Raw genomic sequence first — 25925 nt, forward strand, 5'->3', positions numbered from 1 at the left:
CCTTTATTATAAATAGAAAATATTTTCTTTGTTATGCGAGTTAAAATTTAGCCATTACTTTTAAAAAAATAGTATCGCCTTGCACTCTTTTAGTCGTACTAAATTCATGCAACCACTTAAGCTCGGCCATGATGTCAGCACTCGCTGTTTTATGAACGAATGACAATGTCGGACCTGCGCCAACAGAGCTGGCTTTAAAATCACCAAAATTAGCGCCATCACCACTATCACCGACTATTTGTTTATAGTAAAATCCAGTTAGTCCAGCACCCGCTAAACCACCCCATAAAGGGAAATGTTGAGCAAAGGTTGTTTCTAAATGGGCTTGTGCACCCGATTTGTAATGGGTGTCGTCGTTTTCCTGATTAAAATCGATACCGGCAAAAACACTTGCTTCAATACCATTTTTTTGTCCCATATAAACAGCAGCAACGGTTGGTTCAACCGACCAAAAGTTTTTCCCTGTATTGGCTAATTCTCCAACTTGATAACTGCCCGTTGGCGCATATAAAGAAATACGATAATTAATATTCAGGTCAGGTGAGATATTTTGATTCAACATCAATGGCATAATAATAATATCACCAAGGGCACTATCCGAGTCGGTTACTCGTATATCGCTAACACCATCAGTAAAAACATTGGCAGATACTTCCATGTCGACATAGGGAATGGAGGCACTAAAGGAGTAACTCCAGTTTTCCCCTAAATCAATATCTGGCCGGTACAGTAGTGTTAACGCTAGTGCTTTGGATTTAACGTCTACGTTAGCAGCATCTATGCCCGCAAAAGGTAAGCTATGGTCATAACTCCCGCTATATTCCAAGGCATTTAATCGAACAATAAAAGTTTGAGCCGCAGGAACACCATCCATAAATGAGGACATAGAGCCCGGCATATAATGACCACTGCCACCTTCTTCAGCAAAAGTGAAAAAAGATAAACAAGGGAATAGAAGACTTAAAAGAGTCAACTTTTTTAACATAACAATATCCTTATGATTGGACATAATAGCCCAAGATCCAACGGTATAACGAGACACAACTAGCGCAAACATATTAACAAACACCATTAATATAAAAACAATAAAAATTGAGCTTTATATTTAAAGAAGTAGGCCATGTTTAACATCATAAAAGATGGCCTAACATCGGGCATATGTTTAGCTGTTTGCTATATTTATCTAAATCAAATGAACGAATGTACCGGTGTCAGTACTTTGTTCATTAAATTTTAAACTTATAATTAAGAACGACAGCATTCTCAGTTGATGTTTCAAGATAAACTAACTGTGTTGCATCAATATGATAGCCAAAATTAAATTCCATAAAAAAGTTACGTGTTTCTTCTCCGTCAAACCCATAGGTATATTGCGGGTTTAGCATGATATAAAAGTCTTTATTAATATCGTATTTTAAATAAGTTTGTGCAATCGCAATTTTGGTTTCTTGAAAGTAGTCATTTTTCTCCCAAGATTTACCATAGGTAAGTCCTGCATATAGCCTGAGGTTTTTAGCTAGGGGAACCACTTGTAATACCCCGACAGTTGCATAATTTGACGTTATGCCATCAATAGATGAGTCGGTACCCGCATCAATAAAAACACCGGTACCGGTATTTTTATTTGGTGTAAATAATCTGGTTCTGAAAGCATCTAGATTTTTTTTTGCTTCAATCTTTCCCAAAAGACCCCAATCCCCTTTGTGCATTCCAAATTGAAATGCACCACCTAAACCTTCATTACCGCCAGTAATCGCGCCTCCCGTGTATACGGCCATAGGGTCAGAAATATCAACCTGTTGCTTTGCTATTTCTTCTGCTAATACCATGCAAGGACTTGCGGCGAAAGTTGCACCTAATAATAACATTGGTAATTTATTCATTTGTAGCTCCTGATTTAGATTAGTTGGGTTTGAATATAAATTCATAGGGCTATTTTCCAGTTAGCCAAGACCCTTATCGTTAAATTTGTTTAACCTTATTTGACTCAATAATATGTATATCTTGTTGAGGGAAAGGAATGGTGATTTTTTCTTGTTCAAACGCTAAGTAAATCGCTTTATAGGCGCTATATTTTGCTGCGTATAAGTTGGTTGTGGGTATCCAAAGTCTAATGCCAATGGTAATGGCGCTGTCAGAGAAATCATCAATACCCACCTGCATGCGTACTTCATCAGTATATATATCAAGTTTTGCTAAAGTGCGTTCAACAAGCGCTATAACCTCGATAGGGTTGTCTTGATAGGAGATGCCAACAGAGAGTTTTAATAAAGTATCTTTTTTGGAGTTAAGCACCACTTCACCGACAATATGCTTGTTGGGAATAGTGATCTCTGCTGAATCTTCATTTTGGATGATGGTATACGCTAATTGTACCTCTTTAACTATGCCCGTGACTCCTTGTACTTCAATGGTATCACCGACAACAAAAGGACGAATAATAATGATATTAAAGCCAGCGGCATAATTGGCTAGTAAGCCTTGTAATGCTAGACCTGCACCTAATGAAATTGCACCTATGGCGGCAATAAATGGCGTAACACTAATGCCAATTTTACTCAATGCAATGATAGTTATCATCACCATTACTACCATTTTAGTGGTACTGGCAAGAAAGCGGCTTAAGGTAACATCAAGTTTTTGCTTTTCACAAAGACGTAATACCGCTTTAGCGACTTTACCAGCAATAGAATAACCGAATAAAAATATCAATAAGGCACCAACTAGTTGAAAGCTATAGTTGGTAAAAAAATCGATAATTACTTGATAAATCTGTGAGGCTTGTTCAATTTCAGTGCGTAACAACTTCCCAGGAAGATCGACGGCTTGTTGCGCCGTGTCGGTAATGGTGCTGGTTAAGTTTTCAGTGTTGTCGCTTTGGGGGTCTGACATTTTAATATCCATAAATATAGCTAGCGTGTGTAATTTAATATTTAGTCATCATTTAATAACTCAGTTAAACAGGCCATTTGTTCTGTTAATGATGCTATTTGTTGTTCTAATTCATCGACTCTCTGAGTGAGTTGTTTATGATCGGCTAAGGGAGCTATGTCAGTTTTAGTGTTTGTGGCAGGAGCAAAACTGGCTTCATCAAACTCTGAGAGTAAATGTACATAGCGGCAATCACGTCTACCGGGCTCTCGTTCGAGTTTTTGTACCAATGTTTGGCCATTCAAGTCGAGCAACTGGTTTAAGGTGGCTTCAACTTCACCGACATCAGTAAAGTCAGCTAAACGATTAGTGCGCGTTCTTAACTCGCCTGGCGTTTGAGGTCCTCTGAGCAATAGTACGCAAATAAGTGCTTTTTGTTGAGGGGTGAACTTCAAATTACCGAATTCGGTATTACAAAAACGATGAAAATACTTATTAACGCGAGTCGACGCTTTTTGATCCACCATTAGTTGGTTCATTTGTACTAGTTCATCAACGACGTTTTGTACGTCACTTTCTGACAGGGTCATTACCGGTTCACGGCTGCTTTTTTGATTGCAACCCGTAACAATAGCGTTTAAAGAAAGCGGGCACTGCTCTGGCGTAGTGGTTTCTTTTTCTAACATAACACCGATAACACGGCATTGCTCTGGGGAAAGTGTGATCATCTGAAGATATCCTTATAAAAATCTTTACTGATGTTATACCAAGCAATAGGGGTTTTTACTATATTAGCGTGTTAAATCGTCCATATCGTAGCTCATAACGTAATACTTAAAAGCCTTTATTCAAGAAACTCAAAACAACTTAAAGTTACAATTTGATTTAATTTAATTTAGATTTACACTTTGTAGTCTTTTAATCGATTTATTAAAAGCCAAGTGAAAGGTAATTATTTTAATAATTTTACTTGGTTTAAGGTTAATAAAATATATCCTCGTATTGTATTAAGGAAATTACTATGAAAACAGCTTATCTGCTCGCTCTTATTCCAGCAACGTTATTACTTAATGGTTGTGATGATACAGAAAGAGAACTGTGCCGTTATTACATTCAAAATGATTTAGATAACGGTAGCTTCGAGTCAGCTATTGAACGCCTTGCTGATGAAAGTTGTCAAGCAACGTATCCAAAAAAGGAATATTTGGTGGATTTAAGTAGTGCTTATTTAGGTCGTTCAGGTTTGCCGCTACCCGTTATCATGCGTGCAATGATTGAAGATGATACCGCTACCGAAGAACTTACCTTTGAAGGTTTTGTTGCAGAAATAGCAGAGTCAGCCTCACCTTCAGTATTATCAGATCTCGACCTTTCACGTACAGCACTAAATGAGTACCTCGAAACTAACAGCTGTAAATCAATTGATTATCCCACCTCCGCGCAGGAAACTGTTTGTTTGATTACAGGGTTTATTGATGTTTTAAAAGTGACGATGGCCATTGATGCACTTACGGGGGGTGACGTCTCAGCATGGGTTGATAATGAAAGTGGCGATAATCCATCAATGTTACGCTCAACCTGTGCACTTAAATATAGCTACGAGCATAAAAATGATAGTAACTTTTCTGAACCATATGATGATTGTGAAGCTGGCGTAACAGTCGATAACAGCGAAGAAGTGACATTCATCGCAAGTAACGGTAGTGAAAAAACATATAACTACTTAACTATCAGTTATCAGGGTGAGCCTGAATATTTTTTAGAGTCAACCACGCTAGGCAGCACTATCTTCACTAAAAACTATTGCGAAGTTGATTACGCTATTTGTACTGATTCGGACCAGAATACCTGCTATACCTGCCCAATAAGTCAAGATGAAGAAGATCTTAATATCAAAAGTTATCTATTAGATGCATTGAATAATGGCTTTGATAGCATTGAAGCGGTAATTGCAAGCTCTGGTGATGTTGATGAAGCTGAAATCCAACAGTCTATTGATGACTTTAAAGAAGAAATAAAAAGTGAAGGCTGTTCAGCAGTACCCGAAGGTGAAGATTGTTTCACTATGGATGATATTATTAAATATTTAAATAAAGAATAAGGAATTTCATAATGAAAAAATGGATCATTCCAGCACTAGCTGGACTTACATTAGCTCCTTTCTCAAATGCAGCCGATCTCGCTTATTTATATAAGGATATGCGCATTATGGGCATGGGTGGTGCAAATGTATCATCTGGTGGTTACAGTAGCTCGGTATTCTCTAATCCAGCAGGTATTGCTAATTTACCGACAGATCATGGTTTAATTGTAGACTTTCTTGGGATCAACATGACCGCGAGTGATGGCTCTATCGATATTGTGAATGACTTAAGTGATGCTATCGACAGTGATAATGAAGATGAAATTGTTGATGTTTTAGAGAAATATTCAGGTGTACGTACTCATATTGATATTGCGAACTATAGTTCTATGAGTAATAACGATGGTAATTATGCTTGGAGTATTGGTTTACTGGCTGCCACGGATATTAACTTAACCCCACACGCTAACAGCATAGATGGTATTTTAGAGGTGCAAAGCCGTGGCTATGGTGGGTTAACTGCAGCATTGGCATATACCTTTGAGAAATTCGGCAATGGTAACTTACAAGTTGGATTAGGTGCAAAATACCTTTTTCAGAAATCGTTTGAAGGAAAGTTAACCCCCGCTGATCTATTAAATGGTGACGATTTAGGTGATGAGCTACGTGATAAAATGGAGAAAGATAGCGATGGATACTCGATTGACTTAGGAGCGATTTATCAGTTTTATTATATGAAAGACCTCAAACCAGCGATTGGTTTAAGCGTTATGAATATCGGTAGTCTTGATTTTGACGATAATTATGGAAGGCAACCCACAACAGTAAATATTGGTGCCTCGATTGAACCTAATATACCTTTCATCAAAAAAACACGTATCGCACTCGATTATGTTGATGTGTTTAATGCGAATGAATACCGTATCTATAATTTAGATGAAAACGATGAAGTGAGTTATAGCGACTATGAAGATAGCGACTTTATGAAACGGCTACGTTTTGGTATATCGGGATTAATCTATGATAACAGTTGGTCATCTTTGGAAATTGCAACAGGTCTTTATCAAGGAGGGGTAACCGCAGGTGTTGACTTTACTGCATCAGTATTTCGAATCGGTTTCTCCACCTATGAAGAGCAAACAGGGCCTAAACATGGTGATGAAGTAGACAGACGTTATTCGTTAAACCTTAGTGTAGCTTGGTAAACTAAACCATCTCATTTTAAAAGGTGCTTTTAGTACCTTTTAATTTATTACTAACGAAAAAAACGCTACTTATTAAAGTAGCGGTTTTTTTATTTAACTTTTATGATGAAGCTGTCGTAGTTGATTATTTAAGGTAGATAGCTCTTACTCATGAGGTGCTGTCTACTTCAAACGCCAACGTTAAAGCATTAGATAGACCAGTGAATAATCGTCGGCACCAGTGCAAGGCTTTCATCACTCAGGCAAGGTGTTGAGGTATTGCTCAGAATCTATTCTATATTCGCGATCTGCTCACGCATTTGCTCAATGAGTACTTTTAACTCTACAGCACTTGCTGTTATGTCAGTATTAATGGATTTAGAGCCTAGAGTATTGGCTTCACGGTTAAACTCTTGCATCATGAAATCTAAACGACGACCTTGTGCGCCACCTTTTTTCAATATTTTTTGGGTTTCAGTAACATGGCTATTTAAGCGGTCTAGCTCTTCGGCAACATCCATTTTTTGTGCTAATAACACTAACTCTTGCTCAACACGGCCTGAGTCTAAATCAATTTTAGCATCGGTGAATTTTTCAATAATGCGATTACGCTGCCAAGCAATAACATCTGGCATATGTGTTTGCACTTTATCGGCTTCAGCAGTTATTGCATCAAGGCGTTGCTCAATCATCACTTTAAGGTTTTCACCTTCGCTGGCGCGAGCGGCGACAAAATCAATCAATGCTTGATCAAAAGCAGCAAGTAATTCGGCTTGAATAGCAGACATATCGCTTTCAGGTGCTTCCATCACACCAGGCCAGCGCATTACTTCTAAAGGATTAACTTTACTATTAAGTGTTTGATCGTTAATCCAATTAGCATGCTGAATTAGTTGCAGAGCCAAATTTTCATTAAGCGCTAATTCGCTTTTGTTTGTTGGGTTGGCATTAAAACGTAAGTGACATTCTACTTTGCCACGATTGAGCTGTTTGCGAAAACGCTCACGTAAAACAGGCTCTATGCCACGAAACTGCTCTGGCAAGCGAAAATGGGTTTCTAGAAATCGTTGATTAACAGAGCGAATCTCCCAAACGGCGTTGCCCCAATCGCCTTTAATTTCAATGCGAGAGAATGCAGTCATGCTGTAGATCATAAGTGTTACCTGAAAGTTTGCTAAAAGAGGGTACTCAAATATAGCCGACATCCCTGTCAATACGTCAGTTTCGCAGTAATTAATTGAAACAAACGTGGATTCCCGACTAAGTGAACTCGGGAATGACGACAACAGGACTCGGTTGATTAATACCAGTGAATTAAGCTAATTATGCCTGTTTCTGTATCTGCTGCCAATGTGCTTTTATTTTATCGGCAACCCGAAAGGCGTTGGCATAAATAGTAAAAGTATAAGGGACGCTGCCACCGGTTGGCATAAATGAGCCATCGGTAACATACAAGTTATCCACTTCATGGGCTTGGCAGTTTTTATTGAGCACGGATGTCTTTGGATCATTACCAAAACGACAACCACCGGCCATTAAATTTGTTGAAGGATAACCACTGACAGAGGAGGAAACATTTTTTGCACCTAAGGCTTCAAGTAGTTTTTCTGCTTTTTTCGATAAATATTCCCCTACTTCAAGGTCGTGGTCATGATAACCAATACGTACTTTGGCTACTGGATCGCCCCATTGATCAGTCACTTCGTTATCTAAGCTGACAAAACAATCGTCAGTAGGTAGCCAGTCATTAAACACTTCAAAGCGTAGCGTTTTATAACTGGTGAATTCTGTTTTTAAACTTTGTTTTAAATCTTCGCCCCACAGTAATTGCTCATCACCGCTTTTGGTTACTCCCCACTGTGTGCCACGTGCTCTAGCAATAGGGTTTTGGTGGAATAAAAAGTCTATGGTGCCACCTTTGGCTTGCCCTTTGTTATTAGCGCCCGTAAAGTTTTTATCTGCTATTTGATACCAGTCTTGCAGGGCACGATTAATAAACGGACCCACTTGTTTTAACTCATTGACTTTTTGCTCGGATAAGTCTGCATAATTAAAATCACCTTGTCCGGTACCGCCACCACTAAACAATAAATTTTTACCTACTTGACCACTATTATTCGCTAAACCTTGAGGAAATTTTTCACCGGTAGATGCTAATAATAAACGCGAAGTTTCTACCGCTTGGCAAGCCACGACATAAATTTTTGCGCTGACAGATTTTTTACGGCCGACTTTATCGTAATAATGTACGCCAGTAATTTTACCCTCTGTATCACTGGCAATTTTGTAGACTTTTGCATTAGCTTTTATGGTGCAATTACCTGATGCTACAGCATGATTTAATAGTGCCGCTCGTCCGCTACCTTTTGCGCCAGACGCACAGCCATAACTGCTGCAATATCCAGAGTACTCGCAACTGCGCCTGCCCATAGCCGGCTCAGATAAAATGGCTCTAGGTACGGGAATGGCATGATAGCCAATTTTTTTAGCGGCTTTATCTATCCATGAAGACATGGGTAACTCGGCAATAGGCGGATAGGGGAAGTCTGTTGATCGAGGTTCTTGGTGTGGATGTTCGACCACACGACCAGAGACACCGACTTCACGTTCTACTTTGGCATAATAAGGTTCAAGCTCGTCGTAACTAATTGGCCAATCTTCAATATTAGCCCCTTTTATCGCACCAAATTCTGACTTTAAACGGAAATCTATCGGCTTTAAGCGATGAAAATAACCACTCATGAAATTGGATGAACCACCGACAACATTACCATTCCACCAGCTCCAGCCTGAATCACTAGTTTTTTCACCCTGCCAAAAAGGTTTGTCATTTTCATCAAGGTATTGCTCTTCAATAACGTGCTGTTCATCACTGAGCTTTGGGTTGTAAGCATCATGAATGCTGATGGTCAGCTCGTCTTTGAAAAATTCTTTTTCAGTCAACCAAGGGCCTTTTTCAAGGACCAATACTTTAGCGCCAGCTTTTGCTAATTGATGAGCAATAGGGGAGGCACCAGCGCCGCTACCAATGATACAAATGTCATAACTCATTAAATACCGCCAAATGTAGGAGAAGTAAAAGTGTTTTTATTAATAAAGCTAGAATGGCAGCCGCTACCAGCATTACAGGTGAGGCAAATGTCATAACTCATGATTTTCTCGTTCCTTGGGGCGATTTTTTACGACTAGTTGCTACGCGTTTGTTGTCACTATCTATTCGTTTTTTGTCGTAATCTACGTGGCTGATCAAATCAATTCGCGCTCTAGGCGGTAATTCAAAATAACGCTGGCCTTTTTCAGGCAGAGGAAACCCCGCTTGATGCTCTAACCATTGCCAACCAATGCCGTCAGGGTTGCCACCATAACTAGCAGGAGAAAGCATGGCTTGAAAAATATAGCCGAGTAACGTGTTTAACCAATTTTGGCCTGCTGTTGATTGACTAATGCCTCGAAGTAACTGCTCTTTATCGGCAAAATTTAATTGTGCAAAGTCTGCTGATTTTTCGCTGTTGGCATAACCATTTAACCAACCAACACCTTTAAGGATAAATTCTTTTTCGTCTTGCTCAGTGGGTTGTACTGTCATCACTTGATGTAAATAAGCGGTCGCTCTAATTTCACTCGCGCTAGGACCCGTTGCTGAACTGGGTAATAATTGATTGAGTGTGGCATCCAGCGTTAACCAAGGGTCTGTTTTAACTAACTCAATCAGTGAGGTTTGGGCTTTAGCGCTAACACTGAAGGTGGGTAAACTCGCTAATGCTCCCATACCTGCGGCCGACTTAAGAAATTGGCGTCGATCCTGCCGTGCTTGTGTCTCTTTGATAAATTCAGGTATTTGGTAATTCTCATCAAAAAAAGACGAACATTTATCTTTATTACTCACTAATGTGCTCCTATAACCCAATCGTCCTAGTACGAGAAGATTTGATGTTTTCGCTATTTTAAATCTGCTTCCAGCGGAAAGATTAACTAGTCTACTGAGGCGGCTAACTTTGCTTTAGCTTTAGTCGTATTTACAGACCAGTCAGTTAAAAAGCTTAACCATTGTGATTTTGAATAATCATTACCAGCCAATAATTCTGCAGTATCTTTAGATAAAATCATTTTCCCTTGCGCTGTTGAAACATACATATGTGGGTAACCCAGCACTGGAGGCAGTGATTTCATAAAATCATTATTTTCATTACTGTCACTGACACTAATTTTTAGTAACACATATTGGCTATGTAATGCTTTATATACATCAGGATTTTTAGCAAGAAAGCTGTCCATTTTGTGACACCAACTACACCAGTTACCGCCTATTTCAATAAGCACTTGGCGATTAGTTTCTTTCGCTAAGGCTAGTGCTGCCGTTGCATCTTTAAAAGGGTCTCGTTGGTCATCGTATATTTTACTGTAAGTCGGTAAGTTTGGCGCTATCGCCGTAGCTGAAGTATTCGCCGTTGCGATACTACTTAACAATAAGCTTAAACTGATAACCAAGGTGCTACAAATTTTCATGATACGCTCTGCTAATATTTGTTACTAATGACAACTACATGACCTTGTGTTGGCAAACTATATTTCAAAAAAGTCATATAAGCATTATAATAGCGGGAATTAAATTATACCCGTCCCATTTGAGGATGCTCGTTTCAGGCTTGTTGAGCGATTCATGAGCAAGGCGCATTTTTTTATTAAGGGTGGTTCCCTTAAAAAAAGATGCAATGAAGTACATGAGTTGCTCAGCAATCCCCGAAGGGCGAGTTTTAAATGCCTATATGCTACGTTATTGATTTTGATAAGGGAATAACCATTCTCTGCGATCATTGTCTTGCCTATAAGCCTTTAAATTCTCGCTGAATCCTGCATCTTCAAGTAGAACGGGTATATCAGTCTTAACTTATATTTACTATAAAGGAACACTCCATGCGTCCAAGCGGCAGAACATTAGGGCAAATTCGCCCCGTAACGATTACTCGTCAATTTACCACTCATGCAGAAGGCTCAGTACTTATTGAGTTTGGCGATACTAAAGTAATTTGTACTGCGACCGTTGAAGTTGGTGTACCACGTTTCTTAAAAGGCCAAGGTAAAGGTTGGGTTACTGCTGAATACGGTATGTTACCTCGTTCTACTCACACACGTATGCGTCGCGAAGCTGCTTCAGGTAAGCAAAGCGGTCGTACATTAGAAATATCTCGCTTAATTGCGCGTGCATTACGTGCGGCAGTTGATTTGAAAGCTTTAGGTGAAAATACTATCTCAGTTGATTGTGATGTTATTCAAGCTGATGGTGGTACTCGTACTGCTGCTATTACTGGTGCTTGTGTTGCGCTAGTTGATGCACTGAACTATATGCGTGCTAAAGATATTATTAAAACTAACCCACTTAAGCATATGATTGCTGCAGTGTCTGTTGGTATTTATAAAGGCGAAGCTGTTGCTGATTTAGATTACCCAGAAGATTCTGCTGCAGATACTGATATGAACGTTGTTATGACAGATACCGGTAAGCTTATTGAAGTACAAGGTACTGCTGAAGAAGCACCGTTTAGCTTTGAAGAAATGCAAGCGATGCTTGAATTGGCTAAAAACGGAATCAATGAATTATTCGACATACAAAAAGCTGCACTAAGCTAAGCGAACAGGAAATTAACTATGAAAGATTATCAACGCGAGTTTATTGAATTTGCGATAGAGAAACAGGTATTACGCTTTGGTGAGTTTACATTAAAGTCTGGTCGAGTTAGCCCTTACTTTTTTAACGCGGGACTGTTTAAAACCGGCGGTGATTTAGCACGTTTAGGTCGTTTTTATGCGGCTACGTTAATGGATGCAAAAATTGATTTCGATTTGGTTTTTGGCCCAGCTTATAAAGGTATCCCAATTGCGACAACGACCACAGTTGCGTTGTTCGATCACCATAATATTGATGTGCCTTATTGCTTTAACCGTAAAGAAGCAAAAACGCATGGTGAAGGTGGTTCATTAGTGGGCGCTGATCTTGAAGGTAAAATCATGCTAGTTGATGATGTTATCACTGCCGGTACAGCTATCCGTGAATCCATGGAAATTATTAAAACACATGGCGCACAGCTTTCTGGTGTGTTGATTGCGCTTGACCGTCAAGAAAAAGGTCAAGGCGAACTTTCAGCCATTCAAGAAGTTGAACGTGATTTTGGTACGCAAGTTGCGGCGATTGTTACTTTAGGTGATGTTGTAACCTTCCTTGAAGAACAAGTAGCGAGTAAACCTGAATTAGCAGAGAACTTAGCAAGCATTAAAAAATATCGTTTAAATTACGGTATCTAATGTACTAACAGTCTTTAGTGAATAAAGTTTAGTAACTTATCTTTAAATAATAACGCCTTTGAAGCAAAATGTTTCAAAGGCGTTATTTTTTTGCGTAGTATAAAGCTTGTTACCGAACAATTAGTCTATCGTCAACTTTAAATTAACAGGAAATCATCATGCACAATGCCAATAAGTATATGTTCTTACTATTATGGTTGGTCAGTACTTTGTCATTTGCCCAAGGACAGCAAGATTGCCTGACCATTCAAGGTGATTATGTATCCCTGATTGAATCGGGCAAGTATCGCTTCTCTAATGAAGTAGTTAAGGAACCATCAGCTAAGTCTCTAGCAGCGGTTAACTTCAAAAATTTATCAAGCTACCAGCAATACCTTACCGATGCTTATCAGGTCATTAGTAATAAAAACCCTAGGGCTAATATGCCTTGTCCGATTGTCACTGATACCTACCAACAATTAGCGAAACAAAATAAATGGTCGAAAACACCCACAATAAGCCAGTTAGTTGCACCCTATGAATTAGCTCAAGCGAATAATGACAAAGCTATTTTACTTATTCATGGTTTAACGGACTCACCGTTTTCTTTTCATGATCTTAGCCAGTATTTCTACCAACAGGGTTTTACCGTACGTACATTGTTATTGCCAGGACATGCTATGGCGCCCTCTGAATTGTTGGATGTTGAGTATAGCGAGTGGCAACAAGCAGCAAAATTTGCTATTGAGCAAACGTTGAACGATTATCAGCAGGTCTACTTAGGTGGTTTATCTACCGGCGGGGCACTCATCTTTAACTACTTGATGGACCAACCAAGTGTTGATGAAAAAATCAAAGGGTTATTTATGTGGTCACCTGCATCTAAGGCAAAGAGTGATCTTGCTTGGTTGGCTCAATATATTGATGCCATCCCCTTTGTTGACTGGATTGACCTTGATGCGGATATCGATTTTGCAAAATATGAGTCATTCCCCTATAACGCAGGAGCACAAGTACATGCCCTGATGAGTCTTGTAGTTGGTGATGAAGCATTGGCGAGTCGACAAATGCATGAAATCCCAATATTTGTTGTCGCCAGCGAGCATGACCAAACAATAGATACGGAGCATACCTTAAAATTAGTTCAAGAGTGGCAATTAGCATCACCTCAAGAGCAGATGAAAAAAAGTGTGCTGATTTATTATGGTGATAACAACAAACTTCCTAAAAAGTTAGCTGATGTGATGGCGGTGATTGTGCCAGAATGTTCACCTGAAAATTTATGCAGTGACGTTTTAGATGTTGCTCACATCGCCACGACTAATTCCCCTGACAACCCACATTATGGTGTTAAAGGACAATATAGAAATTGTGGTCACTATGTAAAAGATGCTACGCGCTATATAGCCTGTAAACAGAATGAGCAGGTGGTCAAGGGGGAAGTGACTGAAATGAATTTGACCAATAAATTACCAATACAAAGGTTGACTTACAATCCGTATTATCAAGAAATGCTTGATGAAATGACAACCTTTTTAATGGCTACTCAACTGGCAGTTAGTAATTAACGGGCGTACTTTAACCACAGCTTATAAAAAACAGCATTACAGGTTGGATTGTCATCCATTTTCCCATCTCTATCACAATCTGAACCAGTCAATGATTTAGCCACTTGTAGACCATATTCATCTATATCTTCCTTTGACGGCGCAACGGAGATGGTCACCTTTGGCGATCGCTCAATAAAGTCGGCTACGTCAGTATATCTTGCAAAATCTTCTTTAGAAACTAAGTGGCTAATATCCGGTACTGCGGTTTTTTTTGCTGTTACAGGGTATGAAAATAACAGCAGGCTTGTTGTCAGTAATATGATAATAAATTTCATATGAATTTAGTTAGAAGTTATGAGTAAATCAAGTATACAAGTTAACATTCACTTCACTCAAGTAACAAATTATATCAACCCTAGCAGTTTGAAATACAATTACTATTAAGTTTCCCCGCTCCAAAAAAACAATCACTTCAGTAGGTTGAGAAATATTATTTTGTTTCCTAGACTTAGAATAATTATCGAACTGTTCGAACAATTATAATGAGATGTATCCATTTATGAATGCTTTTAAATCGCTCTCTATACAATTTAAGATTTTACTGATCCCAACGGTAGGTGCTCTAGGTTTTTGTATCTATTTAATGATGAGTATTCTTGCCATGTCTACCATTGTTGATCAAGTTGATAGGGCTTACAGAGTTGAATATCAACTGTTGAAAACCTCCGAATATAGCTTAGTTCGGCTGGATAAAATTAAAGAAACATTTGGCAATGCAGTCACCATGGGGGAAGGTGACTTGCTTGATGATGCAACAGGCTTTGCACAAGAAATTAAAGATAAGATTAACGTAACTATCCCTATTGACGATGAGAGTGCTGCTTTTTTACGTCAGCTGTTGACTAATTTTGATCAGTATTTTAATAAAGCGTATGCGCTATCTAAAGAAATGGTTGAAGGTACTGCCGATTTTTCTACCTTAGGGCAGCGTAGTAAAGAAATGTCAGACCAATTAGCGCTGCTTCAAAATGATCTAAACAAGTTCCAATCTCAACGTTATGCATCTTTTACTGCTTCTTTTGAATCAATGTCAGAACAAGCAGAGTCAACGTCATCTTCGGGTCTTATTGTGGGCACAATCACTATCATTTTACTGTTCGCTGTAGCAATTCCAATTGCTCGGGCTATTCGTTCTAATTTGAAAGATGTTATTGATTCATTGCAAGACATAGCCCAAGAAAATGGCGATTTAACCGTAAGGCTATCGACAACAAGTACCGATGAAATCGGGGATTTAGTTTTTTGGTTTAACAGTTTTATTGAGAAATTACAGGGTGTTATTAAAAAGGTTGTTGATACCGCCTTACCTTTGGCTGAGAACTCTAAAACGATCCAGCGCTTGTCTGAACAAACAATTAACACATTTCAGCGTCAATCAGATAGTGTTTTGCAATCAAGGCAGTCTGTTGAAGAAATGAGTCTTAGTGTGGCAGACATCACAACTAATGCAGCAGAGGCTGCCGATTCAGCTCGAAACGCTAGCGAAGAAGCGAATAAAGGTAAACAGGTTGTTGAAATTACCGTACAAGGCATTAGAGAGCTTGCTGATAATGTTACTCAATCGGCAGAGACTATTTTACAACTCCAAGAAGACACTAATAAAGTCAATGTTGTACTTGAGGTCATTCGAGGTATTGCAGAGCAGACTAATCTTTTAGCACTTAATGCAGCGATAGAAGCCGCGAGAGCAGGAGAACAAGGGCGTGGTTTTGCTGTTGTTGCTGACGAGGTTAGAAACCTTGCTTCTCGTACTCAAGAGTCTACTGAGCAAATCAATCAAATGTTAGAGCAACTTCAAGGCGCAGCGAGTAAAGCTGTAACTATGATGGGAAACTCTCAAGCCAGTGTAGAAGCGAGTGTTAAAAGTGCAAATATCGCGGGTGAAAGTTTAGTATCTATCACTGAGACTGTGAACACTATTACGGATATGAATGGCGCGATAGCAGTTGCTACAGAGGAACAACATCAAGTATCAGGATTAATGGTAGGTCATGTAGAGGATATTCAAGGTTGTGCTGACGAAGCCTCTGCAGCCTCCGCTGAAATCGCCCTAGTAAGTAATAAATTAGCTGAGTTATCCTCTGAATTAGAGGAAGTAGCTCGTCAGTTTAAAGTCTAATAGTTAATGACTGTCACAATAAAATCAACAATAACGGAAGGTATAACATGAAACAAAAGATAAAGGTTCTAGGCTTATGTAGTGCTTTAGCTGTCAGCAGTGTCCAGGCTGAAATCGAGTTCAACGGTTTTGCTAATATTGTTGCAGGCACCACAACCTCAAGCGATGAATCACTCTACGGATTTGACGACAAATTTGACTTTAAAAATGGCTCATTGTTTGCTTTGCAGGCAACAAGTGATCTTGGTGATGGCTTTGGCGTTACAGCACAAATTATCGCTCGCGGTGAGAATGAATGGAGTCCAGAGTTTGAATGGGCCTATGTAAGTTATAATGCCACAGACGAGCTTAGGTTTTTAGTAGGCCGTCAGCGTGTTCCGTTTTATATGTATTCAGATTTTTTAGATGTTTCTTACGCCTATCCTTGGATAACACCACCAGAGGGGGTATATAGTGTTCCATTTGATACATTTGATGGATTGGGTGCCATTTACTCAACAAGTATTGGGGAGTTTGATACTACAGTACAGTTTATTTACGGCGGTAATAGTGATGATTTAGTTGCCTTGGATAATGCGCCAGCTGATTTTGAAGACTTAATGGGGTTATCAATTACCATCAATAGAGAATGGTTGACCTTACGTGCCGGTTATATTCAAACCAACATGAATATCATTACAGATAGTGGTCCTCTTTATGCTCCATGGGCTGCGAGTGGCTTTGTTGATGTAGCAAATAATTTTGTTATCGAAGATGATACCGGTGATTTTATAGAACTCGGTTTCCAAGTTGACTATGAAAACATTCTGCTCATTGGTGAATACACTTCATTAACGTTAGATGGAACGCCAATAGCAGATGCAGATAGTTATTATTTAATGGCAGGCTATCGCTTGGACAATATATTAGTTCATATTACGTATGGCGTTGATGATGACGCTAAAGACTCTATAACTGGAGGGGTTCCGTCTGGTGTTAGCCCTCAACTAGATGGTTTGATTGCAGTTACTAATGGATTTACTAATTCACTAACTCAAGAGCAATCTTATTACACTATGGGGTTACGATGGGACTTTCATGATTCCACCGCATTAAAGTTTGAATATACCAGTTATTCAAATGACTTAGATAGTACCAAAGATGCCGGATTATTCCGTACCGCTATTGTAACTGTGTTTTAGGAGGTCTTATGAAATTTATTATCAGTATTTTATTATTAACGTCTTTAGCTATTTCACATACCTGTTATGCGGATGTTTCTATTGTAGTCAATACCGCTAATGGAGGTGCTATATCTGATACCGAAATTTCTCGATTATTTTTAGGGAAATTGAAAAAATTCAGTGACGGAGAGTCTGCAATACCTATTAATTCAAAAGCGGGTACAGCAGCTCGGGTGGTTTTTGAAGAAAAGGTACTTAACAAAAGCTCGAGCCAAATAAAAGCGTATTGGTCTAAGAGGGTTTTTTCAGGAAAAGGTAATCCTCCCACTGAAGTAGACAATGATGCGGCAGTACTTTCTTTTGTTGCAGAGAACACAGGCGCTATAGGATATGTTGATGCAGCAAGTGTTGATGGTACTGTGAAAGTGGTGAAAACGTTCTAGATAAAAATCCTACTTATTAGTCGAAATATTTGACTACGTATTTTAAAGGCCGCGAAATAAAAAAGAAGGTCTGCTTAATAGAATTAAGCAGACCTTCTTTTTTATATGAACTAAGCAATCATTGAATGTGGTAAATGTAAGATATTTCATTAAAACGTCGAGAGACTCGCTTTATTTTTATTCTGTTCAGCCTGCAAAATTAATTGCTACGATTATACCCCTTCATTAATGTTTGCCAGTTTTGTTCAGTAAAATAAAATTTTTCTAACTTATTTAATTCTTTTAAGAATGAACGTTGTAAACGTGCCATGTTAGCTTGCTTCCAACTCGTATTAACAGGGTTAGTACGTAATTCACCGCGATCAAAGTCGATTAAAAAAACCTGTTCTTTATCATCAAGTAAAATATTATGACTGTTTAAATCATGGTGATAAATCCCATGGTGATGAAAGCGTTTAATAGTGGCACCAATGCGTCGCCAAACATCATCAACTAACGCTTTTACACTTAAAATGGCTACTAAATCTTGGGCTTGTTGAATACGGCTGGAAAGCAAGTCAGCTTTGTAACTTAAGCCATGTTGAACAACTCGATAGGCTATTGGCTCAGGAGCAGGAAGTTGTAACGTTTGCATATGGCGCAATAGGGCAAACTCACAAGCGGCGCGGGTACTTTCTAAACCACTAAACCAGTAGGAGTCTTTATTGATTTTACCCATTAAACCACCACGGTAATAATGGCGTAATACCCAGTCATGTTGAATGCTATTGTTATCACTATAGGCGACAAACCAAGTGGTGCCACGACCTTGCGCTGAACCGGTTACTGCCTCTTTTTGTTGCCAATAACTTGGGCTAAGCATGTCGGCACTGAAATCAGTAATGAGGGTTTCATTGAAAAAACAAGCAACCTTGCCTTGTTCAAGTTTAGAAAATTGTGCGGTCGGTATCGCTTGACTCACGCGTTATCTCCTACAGAATTTGGAGTAGTGTCAGTATTAATAGTGTCAATATCAATAGGAATCTTGGGCAGAAGCTTTATTACTTGAGCCAAGGTTTTTTCACTGGCTCCTTGGTTAGCTAATACTACTTTTAGTGCACTTTCACCAAGCATTTTTTGTAGGATTGGTTGTTGTAATAAGGTACTAACTTCATTGACAAGTTGAGTGCTAGGTTCGTCCGCTGAAAGCTCAATAATGGCATTTTCTTGTCTTAACTGCTGCATTATTTCGTTGAAGTTACTCATGTTGTAACCAACGATAACAGGCTTATTAAATAATGCGGGCTCTAACGGATTGTGACCACCGACTTCACTGAAACTGCCGCCTATAGTGACGATATCACATAAATCAAAGGCGGCCATTAATTCACCTAGGCTATCAAGCAACCAAACTTGTTCATCACTAATTACGGTGTTTTCACTGCGCTTTGCTAATGAAAAACCTTGTTCAAGACAAAGGTTGGCGACTTGCTGAAAACGTTCTGGATGGCGCGGTACTAAAACTAATAACAGTTGAGGATATTGAGTTAACAAATCCTTAAAGGCCGCTAAGGCAATTTTTTCATCGCCATCATGTGTACTGGCGATTAACCAAATTTTTCTTCTGGATTGGCTATCATCAGTAACAAGTAACTTGGCTAACTCAGCCTTTTTATTGATAACTTGCTCATTAACTGTGATATCGAATTTCAAGTTACCACTATTTATGCATCGATCTGCCTGCGCACCTAGCAGCAAAAAGTGCGATAAATTCTCTTGGCTTTGCGTGAGTATTTTGTTGAAACGGTTTAAGCAAGGTTCAATTAGCGGGCTAATTTTTTGGTAGCTCTTTAATGATTTTTGCGATAAACGGCCGTTAATTAATAATAATGTAATATTTTTCTGTGCACATTGGGCAATTAAGTTCGGCCATAATTCGGTTTCCATGAAAATCATCATTTCAGGTTTGAGTCGTTGCAGAAATAATGCCGTGCAGGGAAATAGGTCTAGCGGTAAATAACCGTGCTGAACACGATCACCAAAGAGCTTCACTATTTGTGCTGAGCCGGTTGGTGTAAACGACGTTATGGTGATGGGTAAATTAGGATAATTGAGTAGTAATTTGTCGATAAAGCTTTTTAACGCAATAACTTCACCAACACTGGCGGCATGTACAACAATGCCACCTTGCTTGTAGGGATTTGGAAATAAGCCCAAGCGTTCTAGCAGACGTTGACGATAAGCTTTGTTGTTTTTAGATCGAACGAGTAAGAAAACCAGTAATAATGGGCATAATAGCAATAGTAAGAGACGGTAAATTAGCAAGGAAATCATATCGGTGGATATTGCTCTATAATAAGTTTATCGGTAGATTATACCAAAGGGTTTCCAAATAAGCGTTAGCAATTATGATAGTAAAAATGATGCAGCAAAAATTAATGAAAATCGTAGCGACCGCTAAAATAAAACAAGCTTGTTACTTTTGCTTGTTAGCGGTTCACAGCTTTTCAATGTCTGCCAATGCACAAAGCGTATCTTTACCCAATACGTTTGCTGAAAAAGCTGCCGCTGAACAGGATACAATTAAGGCTAAACTTCAATATCAAGTCAAGTTTAAGGCACGTGCTGATCATGATTTTTTATTAACGGCAGATTATCGGTTTTTACCCAATAAAGCATCGGCTCAACATATGCCCGGTGTCATTGTTTTACATGATTGCCATAGTGATCGAACAAAATATAAAACACTATCAATAAGTATCGCCCAGCAAGGCTTACATACCTTATCGCTCGACCTTCGCGGTTATGGTAATAGTGTTGACCAAGGATATTCTCATTTAGCAGTGAAAAAAAATGCGAAGGATATTGTTAGTTATCAAACAGAAGTGGCTGTTTTAATGTCTTATTGGTCAGAAGATTTATTGGCAGCTTATAACTTTTTACGTAGTAAAGTTGATAATAGTCAGGGGATTTCAATTGTTGCCAATGGTTGTGCCGGCGCTTATGCAGTGGCGTTAGCTGAAAACGTGCACATAAATTCAATGGTGTTATTAACCCCAGAGATGTCTTATGCCGATAAAGAGCGCTATAAGAATCTTGTCGATATCCCTAGTTATTTTATTAGCTCTGCTCAACATGCTATGAGTTATGCTACCGCTCAGGAACTCTTTACTTGGAATGGCTCCAAAGATTCAAAACAGCAAGTATACAAAGGTGACAGACAAAATTATCAAATAATCAACGCTAATAAGTATTTGGTTGATGATATTGCACTGTGGCTGAAGTTTACTTTACGCTAAAAATATCCGACGAAAATCGACACCACATCATCTGCATATAAGTTAACTCGATTAATTAGTGTCATATTTACGCCGAGGGTTTAGGTGTCAAAATGGTCGCTCTAACGCTCAAAGATGGTATCAAGAATAATAGCAGAGTTGGTTCTTTCCACGCCTTCAGTTGAGCATACCATATTGAGTACTTCACTAAGTTTTTCTAAGGTGCTGGCTTGTATGGTAACCAATAAATCATATTCGCCACTTATCGAATGGATATGGCTTATTTGGTGCACTTTTCGCAAGGCTATACAAATGTTTTGTCGTAAGTTTGGTTTTACTTTTAACGAGACATTAGACGAAATTAAGCCACTGGTGTAAGCGCTGTCGAGCACAACGCTGTATGCTTTAATCACGTTATTATTTTCAAGCTTATTGAGTCGATTTTGTATAGCTGTTCTTGAAACACCCGTTGCTCTGGCGATATCTGAAACACTTGCTCTAGCATTAAGCCGTAATATTGACAGCAATTCTTCATCTTTTTCAGTTAACAAACTACACTCCACTTTAATGGTTATTCCCTTACAAAGCGATGCAACGAAGTAGTGATGTTGCACAAGCACTTATTCGATGGGTTTAAAATCACGTTATACGGCGCTAAATAACCAAACCATAGAATGACTATGTTTAAATTATTTGGTTTGCCTAAAGTTATTTTAATTGTCACTAAATAGCTGCACTTTGAATGAACAAGGGTATATATTCATAATACAGCCTTTAACTTACACTTTGACAGGTACATATGTCAATTTAACTATAAAAAAGGTCATATCCTCAATTAGTGTCACTTTTCTTATAGTACGATCTGAGTTGATAATATGACTATTGAACAATAATAATTATTTAAGGAATTCACATGACTGGTTCTGCATCTACAAAAGGTTTTTACTCGCATTTAACTGCACAAATAGAGCAAGTAAAAGAAGACGGCTTATACAAGGCTGAGCGTATTATTACTACTGCTCAGCAGCCACAAATAGCCGTGAATACGGGTGAAGAGGTAGTAAATTTTTGTGCCAATAATTACTTAGGTTTAGCAAATCACCCTGAATTAATTGCCGCGGCAAAAACAGGCTTAGATGAGCATGGTTTTGGTATGGCATCAGTACGCTTTATTTGTGGTACTCAAGATATCCATAAGACTTTAGAGCAAGGCATTAGTAAGTTTCTAGGTATGGAAGATACCATTTTGTACTCTTCTTGTTTTGATGCGAATGCAGGTTTATTTGAAACCTTATTAGGTCCTGAAGACGCTATTATTAGTGATGCATTAAACCATGCCTCTATTATCGACGGTGTACGTTTATGTAAAGCTAAACGCTTCCGTTATGCCAACAATGATATGGCTGCTTTAGAGCAAAGCTTAATTGAAGCCGATGCAGCTGGCGCACGTTTCAAGTTAATTGCTACCGATGGGGTTTTCTCCATGGACGGCGTTATCGCTAACCTAAAAGGTGTTTGTGATTTAGCGGATAAATACAATGCTATGGTAATGGTTGATGATTCACATGCCGTAGGATTTGTTGGTGAACAAGGTCGTGGTAGCCATGAGTATTGCGACGTAATGGGTCGTGTAGACATAATCACTGGGACTCTAGGTAAAGCCATGGGCGGTGCTTCAGGCGGTTTCACCTCAGCGAAAAAAGAAGTCGTTGAATGGTTACGTCAACGCTCTCGTCCATACTTATTTTCTAATTCATTAGCACCAGCAATTGTAAACGCTTCATTGAAAGTGCTTGAGTTATTAGCCGAAGGCGGAGAGTTGCGTAAAACGCTTAAAGACAATGCCGCCTATTTTCGAAATAGCATGGAAGCCGCAGGGTTTACTTGTGCTGGTGGTGACCATGCGATTATACCAGTAATGTTAGGTGATGCTAAAATTGCGAGTGCAATGGCTGATCGCTTATTAGCGGAAGGTATTTACGTAATTGGTTTCTCTTTCCCGGTAGTACCTAAAGGGCAAGCGCGTATTCGTACACAAATTTCTGCTGCACATAATAAAGCGCAGTTAGATCATGCTATTGAAGCCTTTATCCGTATTGGTAAAGAAATGGCGGTTATCTAACTATCACTTGTATAGCCCAATTTGTGGCACATAAGAAATTGGGCTATACAACCTGTATGTAATTGAATATTAAATAGATAGAGAACACAATGAAATCTTTAGCTAAGTTAAAAGCAGAACCAGGCATCTGGATAACGAATACCGAAAAGCCAAAATTAGGCCATAATGACCTGCTGATAAAAATTAACAAAACCGCTATTTGTGGTACCGACATTCATATTTACAATTGGGACGAATGGGCACAAAAAACCATTCCGGTACCTATGGTTGTTGGTCATGAATATGCTGGTGAAGTGGTGGGTATTGGTCAAGAAGTTAAAGGCTTTAGTTTAGGTGACCGAGTTTCAGGTGAAGGTCATATTACTTGTGGCCATTGCCGTAATTGCCGCGGTGGTCGAACGCATTTATGTCGTAATACGGTGGGTGTTGGTGTTAATCGTGCTGGCTCATTTGCAGAATTTCTAGTGATACCTGCTTACAATGCCTTTAAATTACCGGATGAAATTTCTGATGATTTAGCCGCAATTTTTGATCCCTTTGGTAATGCAGTTCACACCGCATTGTCATTTGATTTAGTGGGTGAAGATGTGCTAATTACTGGAGCTGGTCCTATCGGTATTATGGCCGCAGCGGTTGCTAAGCATGTTGGTGCACGTCATGTTGTAATCACCGATATTAATGAATACCGTTTAGATCTAGCACGTAAAATGGGCGCTACCCGCGCGGTTGATGTCAGTAAAGAAAATCTTGCTGATGTCATGACAGAATTAGGTATGACCGAAGGCTTTGATGTTGGTATGGAAATGTCAGGTGTTCCAATGGCCTTTACTAGCATGTTAGAAAATATGAACAATGGTGGGAAAATTGCCATGTTGGGTATTCCAGGTAGTGATATGGCCATTGATTGGAGCCAAGTTATCTTTAAAGGGCTTACCATTAAAGGTATTTATGGCCGTGAAATGTTTGAGACTTGGTATAAAATGGCAAGTTTGATTCAATCGGGCTTAGATCTCAGTCCAATTATTACCCATCATTACAATATCGATGACTTTCAACAGGGCTTTGATATGATGCGCTCTGGTCAATCTGGCAAGGTTATTTTAGATTGGACTGATACCACTCCGCATAAAGAAGTGACCACTTAGAATGACATGCTCGACATTAGAACAAGCAAAATGAGTCTAGATATAGTCACTCTATATTTATCTCATTTGGTGACGTTATCATGGTGTGCATGCATTCCCAAGGGCGAGTTTTAAAGGCTTATATACAGCGTTATTGATTTTGCTAAGGACGCTACATGGATGTTGCTTAATAGAGAACGCAGGAGCAGTTTCTCCTGAACAACCATTACCTGTAATCAATGCCTTGCCTATAAACCTTTAAACTCTCGCTAAGCGATCACTTTCTTATACGGATTGGTATTAATTCGTTATACTAGTGTCTGTTGAAAAAAAGCATCTACTCACCTTAGTGCTAGTAGATGCTTTTTGATTAACGTCTAAAATATAAAAAAGTTATTGCCTTCCTGGTAGTGATTAAAAATTAAATGAGGAATATATAGTGCCAGAGAATAGTTTTAAGCATATGTCAGTCAGTGATTTACAAGCAGTTATGGCAGATAAGTCACATGTTGTGGTAGATATTCGAGATACTAATTCCTTTGCCAATGGTCGTATTGCAGAATCAATTAATTTAACTAATGAATCATTACCTGATTTTTTACGTGAAGCAGATCTTGATGCACCCATCGTTGTTTGTTGTTATCACGGCATCTCGAGCCAACAAGCCGCAGAATTTTTGATAAGCCAAGATTTTACCGACGTCTACTCTCTGGACGGTGGTTTTACCCAGTGGCAAACACAATTTCCTGACAATATAGAGCGATAATTGCTGATGACAAGTAAGCCTGCAGATAATACGGATACTTTACAGCCACTGGTTCAACTTAAAGACCATAATGTCGCCTTATTGTTCAGTAATTATCTGCAATCTTTAGGTATAAAATCACAGCTCAAATCAAGCCGAGATGAAGGCCATGTGATTTATTGTCCAGAAGATAAAATCTTACAAGCAAAAACAGAATTTGATGCCTTTATTTTGCAACCCTATGCCGACAAATATCAACAAGCGGCATGGGATAGGGGTGAAACAGTCAGCTTAAATGCGGATGACTTTAGTTTAATAAATAATTTTAAAGACAGTTTTTTAGCCCATGCGGGTATTGTTACCTTACTCATCTTTACCCTATGCTGGCTGGTTTTTCTCGGTAGTGAGCTTGGCTGGGCGCAAACTATCTTTAATACCCTTCAGTTTTATCCTCAGCTATCAATGGATGCTTTATTAACTGATCCCATACGCTTAATTGGCCCTGCTTTTTTTCATTTTTCTTGGCTACATATTGTCTTTAACACCATGTGGTGGTGGCAGTTAGGGGGCAGTGTAGAAAAAACGTTAGGTAAAGTAACACTCATTAATTTATTGCTCATCTCTGCTATTGTCTCCAACGTAGGGCAATATTTAGTGTCGGGATCCAATTTTGGTGGTTTATCTGGTGTGGTGTATGCGCTGGTAGGATTTGTCTGGTGGTTTGGTTATTTAGCCCCTGACAGAGGCTTGTCTCTTGCGAAGCCATTAGTTGGATTCTTACTTTTTTGGCTAGTACTTGGCTTTGCTGATTTACTGCCTGTTAATATGGCTAACACTGCACATTTACTTGGCTTACTCTCAGGTTGTTTTTTGGCGTTATTTACCGTCAAGGTTATTGGAATTAACGATAACAAATAACTTACTA

Annotated in this window: 25 protein-coding genes; 13 read left to right on the plus strand and 12 right to left on the minus strand. The window is 39.0% G+C overall.

Annotated elements, in window-relative coordinates; translation table 11 throughout:
- Window positions 1-40: 40 nt before the first annotated feature.
- The 4 genes from CXF71_RS09105 to CXF71_RS09120 all read right to left on the minus strand — a co-directional run bounded on the left by CXF71_RS09105 (window position 41) and on the right by CXF71_RS09120 (window position 3599).
- Window positions 41-985, minus strand: coding sequence for a SphA family protein (locus CXF71_RS09105; protein WP_101232794.1), 945 nt, complete (start codon window positions 983-985; stop codon window positions 41-43).
- Window positions 986-1226: 241 nt separating this feature from the next.
- A complete protein-coding gene (locus tag CXF71_RS09110) occupies window positions 1227-1883 on the minus strand; it encodes a hypothetical protein (RefSeq protein WP_101232645.1) in 657 nt (218 codons plus the stop codon).
- 79 nt (window positions 1884-1962) lie between these two features.
- A complete protein-coding gene (locus CXF71_RS09115) occupies window positions 1963-2892 on the minus strand; it encodes a mechanosensitive ion channel family protein (protein WP_101232795.1) in 930 nt (309 codons plus the stop codon).
- A gap of 41 nt (window positions 2893-2933) precedes the next feature.
- Window positions 2934-3599 (minus strand): YceH family protein, encoded by a 666-nt coding sequence (locus CXF71_RS09120; RefSeq protein ID WP_101232646.1) that lies wholly within the window; start codon window positions 3597-3599, stop codon window positions 2934-2936.
- A gap of 293 nt (window positions 3600-3892) precedes the next feature.
- Between CXF71_RS09120 and CXF71_RS09125 the strand changes: the two genes are divergently transcribed.
- Together CXF71_RS09125 and CXF71_RS09130 are read left to right on the plus strand one after the other, a co-directional pair.
- The gene (locus tag CXF71_RS09125) at window positions 3893-4972 is read left to right on the plus strand and encodes a hypothetical protein (protein ID WP_101232647.1); all 1080 of its coding nucleotides are present in this window, start codon (window positions 3893-3895) and stop codon (window positions 4970-4972) included.
- An 11-nt stretch (window positions 4973-4983) separates the two neighbouring features.
- Complete coding sequence (locus tag CXF71_RS09130; protein WP_101232648.1) at window positions 4984-6159, plus strand: conjugal transfer protein TraF; 1176 nt, start codon at window positions 4984-4986, stop codon at window positions 6157-6159.
- Window positions 6160-6428: 269 nt separating this feature from the next.
- Here the strand turns inward: CXF71_RS09130 and CXF71_RS09135 are convergent, their stop codons facing one another.
- The 4 genes from CXF71_RS09135 to CXF71_RS09150 all read right to left on the minus strand — a co-directional run bounded on the left by CXF71_RS09135 (window position 6429) and on the right by CXF71_RS09150 (window position 10644).
- Entirely contained in the window at window positions 6429-7292 is an 864-nt protein-coding gene (locus CXF71_RS09135) for a YicC/YloC family endoribonuclease (protein ID WP_101232649.1), read from the minus strand.
- Between the two features lie 169 nt (window positions 7293-7461).
- On the minus strand, window positions 7462-9189 hold the full coding sequence (locus CXF71_RS09140) for a GMC family oxidoreductase (protein WP_101232650.1): 1728 nt from the start codon (window positions 9187-9189) through the stop codon (window positions 7462-7464).
- A gap of 97 nt (window positions 9190-9286) precedes the next feature.
- Window positions 9287-10024 carry a gluconate 2-dehydrogenase subunit 3 family protein gene (locus CXF71_RS09145; RefSeq protein ID WP_101232651.1) on the minus strand — a complete coding sequence of 246 codons (738 nt, stop codon included), beginning with the start codon at window positions 10022-10024 and terminating at the stop codon, window positions 9287-9289.
- Between the two features lie 86 nt (window positions 10025-10110).
- Window positions 10111-10644, minus strand: a complete 534-nt coding sequence (locus CXF71_RS09150; RefSeq protein ID WP_101232652.1) for a thioredoxin family protein — start codon at window positions 10642-10644, stop codon at window positions 10111-10113.
- Between the two features lie 408 nt (window positions 10645-11052).
- On the opposite strand from CXF71_RS09150, the gene rph reads away from it, so the two are divergent.
- The 3 genes from rph (at window position 11053) to CXF71_RS09170 (ending at window position 13985) form a co-directional block, all read left to right on the plus strand.
- Window positions 11053-11766 carry a ribonuclease PH gene (rph, locus tag CXF71_RS09160; protein ID WP_101232654.1) on the plus strand — a complete coding sequence of 238 codons (714 nt, stop codon included), beginning with the start codon at window positions 11053-11055 and terminating at the stop codon, window positions 11764-11766.
- 18 nt (window positions 11767-11784) lie between these two features.
- A complete protein-coding gene (gene pyrE, locus CXF71_RS09165) occupies window positions 11785-12438 on the plus strand; it encodes an orotate phosphoribosyltransferase (protein ID WP_101232655.1) in 654 nt (217 codons plus the stop codon).
- A 158-nt stretch (window positions 12439-12596) separates the two neighbouring features.
- On the plus strand, window positions 12597-13985 hold the full coding sequence (locus CXF71_RS09170; RefSeq protein WP_101232656.1) for an alpha/beta hydrolase: 1389 nt from the start codon (window positions 12597-12599) through the stop codon (window positions 13983-13985).
- Here the strand turns inward: CXF71_RS09170 and CXF71_RS09175 are convergent.
- Window positions 13982-14302, minus strand: coding sequence for a hypothetical protein (locus CXF71_RS09175; RefSeq protein WP_101232657.1), 321 nt, complete (start codon window positions 14300-14302; stop codon window positions 13982-13984). The genes CXF71_RS09170 and CXF71_RS09175 overlap by 4 nt on opposite strands.
- 224 nt (window positions 14303-14526) lie before the next feature.
- Here CXF71_RS09175 and CXF71_RS09180 point away from each other — a divergent pair, with 224 nt between their 5' ends.
- Genes CXF71_RS09180 through CXF71_RS09190 form a run of 3 tightly spaced genes read left to right on the plus strand, consistent with a single transcriptional unit; the run spans window position 14527 to window position 17752 of the window.
- Entirely contained in the window at window positions 14527-16146 is a 1620-nt protein-coding gene (locus CXF71_RS09180) for a methyl-accepting chemotaxis protein (RefSeq protein WP_198559861.1), read from the plus strand.
- 47 nt (window positions 16147-16193) lie between these two features.
- Entirely contained in the window at window positions 16194-17327 is a 1134-nt protein-coding gene (locus CXF71_RS09185) for a porin (RefSeq protein WP_101232659.1), read from the plus strand.
- An 8-nt stretch (window positions 17328-17335) separates the two neighbouring features.
- Window positions 17336-17752, plus strand: a complete 417-nt coding sequence (locus CXF71_RS09190) for a phosphate ABC transporter substrate-binding protein (protein ID WP_101232660.1) — start codon at window positions 17336-17338, stop codon at window positions 17750-17752.
- A 199-nt stretch (window positions 17753-17951) separates the two neighbouring features.
- Here CXF71_RS09190 and CXF71_RS09195 read toward each other — a convergent pair whose 3' ends face one another.
- Complete coding sequence (locus CXF71_RS09195; protein WP_101232661.1) at window positions 17952-18713, minus strand: 3-deoxy-D-manno-octulosonic acid kinase; 762 nt, start codon at window positions 18711-18713, stop codon at window positions 17952-17954.
- Window positions 18710-20065: a lipid IV(A) 3-deoxy-D-manno-octulosonic acid transferase gene (gene waaA, locus CXF71_RS09200; protein ID WP_101232662.1), complete on the minus strand. Its 1356-nt coding sequence runs from the start codon at window positions 20063-20065 to the stop codon at window positions 18710-18712. Before waaA ends, CXF71_RS09195 begins: the two co-directional genes overlap by 4 nt.
- A gap of 86 nt (window positions 20066-20151) precedes the next feature.
- Between waaA and CXF71_RS09205 the strand changes: the two genes are divergently transcribed.
- Window positions 20152-21030, plus strand: a complete 879-nt coding sequence (locus tag CXF71_RS09205; protein ID WP_157826728.1) for a hypothetical protein — start codon at window positions 20152-20154, stop codon at window positions 21028-21030.
- 101 nt (window positions 21031-21131) lie between these two features.
- Here the strand turns inward: CXF71_RS09205 and CXF71_RS09210 are convergent, their stop codons facing one another.
- Window positions 21132-21560: an Lrp/AsnC family transcriptional regulator gene (locus tag CXF71_RS09210; RefSeq protein ID WP_101232664.1), complete on the minus strand. Its 429-nt coding sequence runs from the start codon at window positions 21558-21560 to the stop codon at window positions 21132-21134.
- 362 nt (window positions 21561-21922) lie between these two features.
- Here CXF71_RS09210 and CXF71_RS09215 point away from each other — a divergent pair, with 362 nt between their 5' ends.
- The 4 genes from CXF71_RS09215 (at window position 21923) to glpG (ending at window position 25918) form a co-directional block, all read left to right on the plus strand.
- Complete coding sequence (locus tag CXF71_RS09215) at window positions 21923-23131, plus strand: glycine C-acetyltransferase (RefSeq protein WP_101232665.1); 1209 nt, start codon at window positions 21923-21925, stop codon at window positions 23129-23131.
- A gap of 89 nt (window positions 23132-23220) precedes the next feature.
- Window positions 23221-24276, plus strand: coding sequence for an L-threonine 3-dehydrogenase (tdh, locus tag CXF71_RS09220; RefSeq protein ID WP_101232666.1), 1056 nt, complete (start codon window positions 23221-23223; stop codon window positions 24274-24276).
- Between the two features lie 418 nt (window positions 24277-24694).
- On the plus strand, window positions 24695-25021 hold the full coding sequence (gene glpE / locus CXF71_RS09225) for a thiosulfate sulfurtransferase GlpE (protein ID WP_101232667.1): 327 nt from the start codon (window positions 24695-24697) through the stop codon (window positions 25019-25021).
- A 6-nt stretch (window positions 25022-25027) separates the two neighbouring features.
- Window positions 25028-25918 (plus strand): rhomboid family intramembrane serine protease GlpG, encoded by an 891-nt coding sequence (glpG, locus tag CXF71_RS09230; protein ID WP_101232796.1) that lies wholly within the window; start codon window positions 25028-25030, stop codon window positions 25916-25918.
- Window positions 25919-25925 lie beyond the last annotated feature (7 nt).

It is taken from the genome of Colwellia sp. 12G3 (genome assembly GCF_002836775.1).
Classification (GTDB): Bacteria; Pseudomonadota; Gammaproteobacteria; order Enterobacterales; family Alteromonadaceae; genus Colwellia.